The sequence below is a fragment of the Frateuria sp. Soil773 genome, assembly GCF_001428405.1.
GTDB lineage: Bacteria > Pseudomonadota > Gammaproteobacteria > Xanthomonadales > Rhodanobacteraceae > LMSL01.
On record NZ_LMSL01000039.1, the window covers coordinates 534,267 to 536,446 of the forward strand.

Consider the following 2,180-nt stretch of genomic DNA (forward strand, 5'->3'; position numbering starts at 1 on the left):
GCCACGTCTCCGTCGTGGCCGACTGCACCGCCTCCGCCACGTCGCGCTGTGCCGCTTCGTCGCCGGCCAGCAGCGAGCCGAGGCTTCGCTCGAAGCGGTCGTAGCCGGCCCAGCCGTCGCGGGCCACCAGCAGCATGTATTGCGCCGTGTCGCCGCCGGTGACCAGCCGGTACCACGTGTGCGCCGGGGCGCCGGGCAGCTTTTGCAGGGCCTGGCGCGCAACCGATAGTGCATGCTCGAAGCGGGCCTCCATGCCCAGTCGAACGCGCACGTGCGTCACCTGCATGGTGGCGCTCGGCTTGAGATCCTCAAGCGGCGTGCCGGTGCTGGCCTCCCGCAGCAGCACGTAGGCGGGCTGCCCCATCGGGACGGCGTAGGGCGCCGCGTTGGCACGGAAATCCGCGCCGTCCCCGGCCACGTCCACGCGGCGGTCGAAGGCGGCGAACGGCTCGCCCACGCTGGCATCGACGAAATAGCCGCTGCGCTCGCCGTCCTCGATGCTCCAGCCGTACCACGCCAGCGGATCGCGATGGGCGCGATGCCATTGCAGGTGGCGGCGGTAGCCCTGCTCGAACTTGTCGGCGGCACCTGGCTGCATCTTGTAGACGTAGAAATGCGCGGCATCGCCTGCGACAGCATGGGCGGGCAAGGCCAGGCACAAGGCGAGAAGAAGCGCGAACCGGCGGCTGCTCATGGGCATTCCTGGCGAAAGGGGATGCAGGCGATTTTCGACCCGCCGCCCCGTTCCCCACCATGCGAATCTTTTTGAGTCCCCGGCAAAGTTTTTTCGCCCCTGTTGCTTGCCGTCCGCGCATGAATGGGGAACTGCGTTGCCTGCGTGCGTTCCACGCCCTCTGCGGACGCGGAAGTTCGTACGGCCGCTTCCCTGCACCGGACAGATCGCGAGCTGCTTGGTTGCACAGGCCGGAATGGGCGCGCTCGGCATACCGCTGGTCCATCGCGGCCAGACTGCTCATGCGCCATGCCGCAAGCGAACAGTTGCCAACATCTGTCGCAACATGGACACAATCTGGCAAAAGTGCACGAGGGCAAGGCATGAGGCGTCGGCTTCCGGCGACGTCTTGACTGCGAACGCGATGGACGGCCCGCATCAGTACGATCTGCGCGGTGACGATTCCGGCACGCACGCATCGGGCGCCGAAGCATGCCTGGCGGGTGGTGCGAAGAGCCCAGGCACGCCCGCCACCGGCATCGTTCGGCAAGGCAGGCACCGTCGGGGCGCGGCGCGATCCTCTGCCAATGAGAAAGGCCTGTTCCAGGCGTGACACGCTTGCTCAGCGCGACAACGCGGCCACTTCCCCCGGCTGCAGGTGCCGCCACTGGCCTTTAGGCAGGTCGCCCAGCGACAGGCCGCCGATCGCCACGCGCACCAGCCGCAGCACGCCGATGCCATGCGCGGCCAGCAGGCGCCGGATATGGCGGTTCCTGCCTTCGTCCAACACGATCTCCAGCCAGGCGTTCTTTTCGCCGGCGCGCAGCAGGACGGCCTTGCGGGCGGCGAGGCGTTCGCCCTCGTCCGTCACGCCCTGGACGAAGCGCTCCAGCATCGCGGCATCGGGAATGGCATCGACCTGCACGTGGTAGGTCTTGTCCACGTGATGGCGCGGCTCGGTCAGGCGCGCGGCCCAGGCGCTGTCGTTGCTGAGCAGCAGCAGGCCCTCGCTGGCCTTGTCGAGCCGGCCGACCGGGCCGAGCCAGGGAAGGCCCGCCTCCTTCAGCAGGTCGTAGACCGTGTCGCGCCCGCGTTCGTCGGCGGCGCTGACCACGATGCCGCGCGGCTTGTTCAGGGCCACGTAGAGGCGCGTCGAGGCCGCCACCGGAGCCCCGTCCAGCGCGATCCGCTGGCGCTCGGGATCGGCCGGCCGTTCCGGATCGCGCACCACCCGGCCGTCCACGCTCACCCGGCCCTCGCGTATCGCGCGCTCGGCCTGGCTGCGCGAGCAGGCGCCGAGCTTGCTGAGCACGCGCGCCAGCCCGTGGCGCGGCTTGCCTGGCGGCTTCATGGCGGGAGAAGGGGGCATTCGTTGCATGCGACAAGCCTATCCGGCGCTCCGGTACGCGTCGATGGCCGGCGTCCGGTGGATTCCACGGCACACCGCAAAGAAAAAGCCCGGCTTGCGCCGGGCTTTTCCGTGTTGCCTTGCCAGGTCCGCTTACTG

2 protein-coding genes are annotated in these 2,180 nt (G+C 69.2%); both read right to left on the reverse strand.

The features are described from left to right. A partial coding sequence (locus ASG87_RS14315; protein WP_162258373.1) for a hypothetical protein occupies positions 1 to 694 on the reverse strand: 694 nt, incomplete at its 3' end. A gap of 601 nt (positions 695 to 1,295) precedes the next feature. Beyond that, positions 1,296 to 2,042 carry a pseudouridine synthase gene (locus ASG87_RS14320; protein ID WP_056006437.1) on the reverse strand — a complete coding sequence of 249 codons (747 nt, stop codon included), beginning with the start codon at positions 2,040 to 2,042 and terminating at the stop codon, positions 1,296 to 1,298. Positions 2,043 to 2,180: the final 138 nt, after the last annotated feature.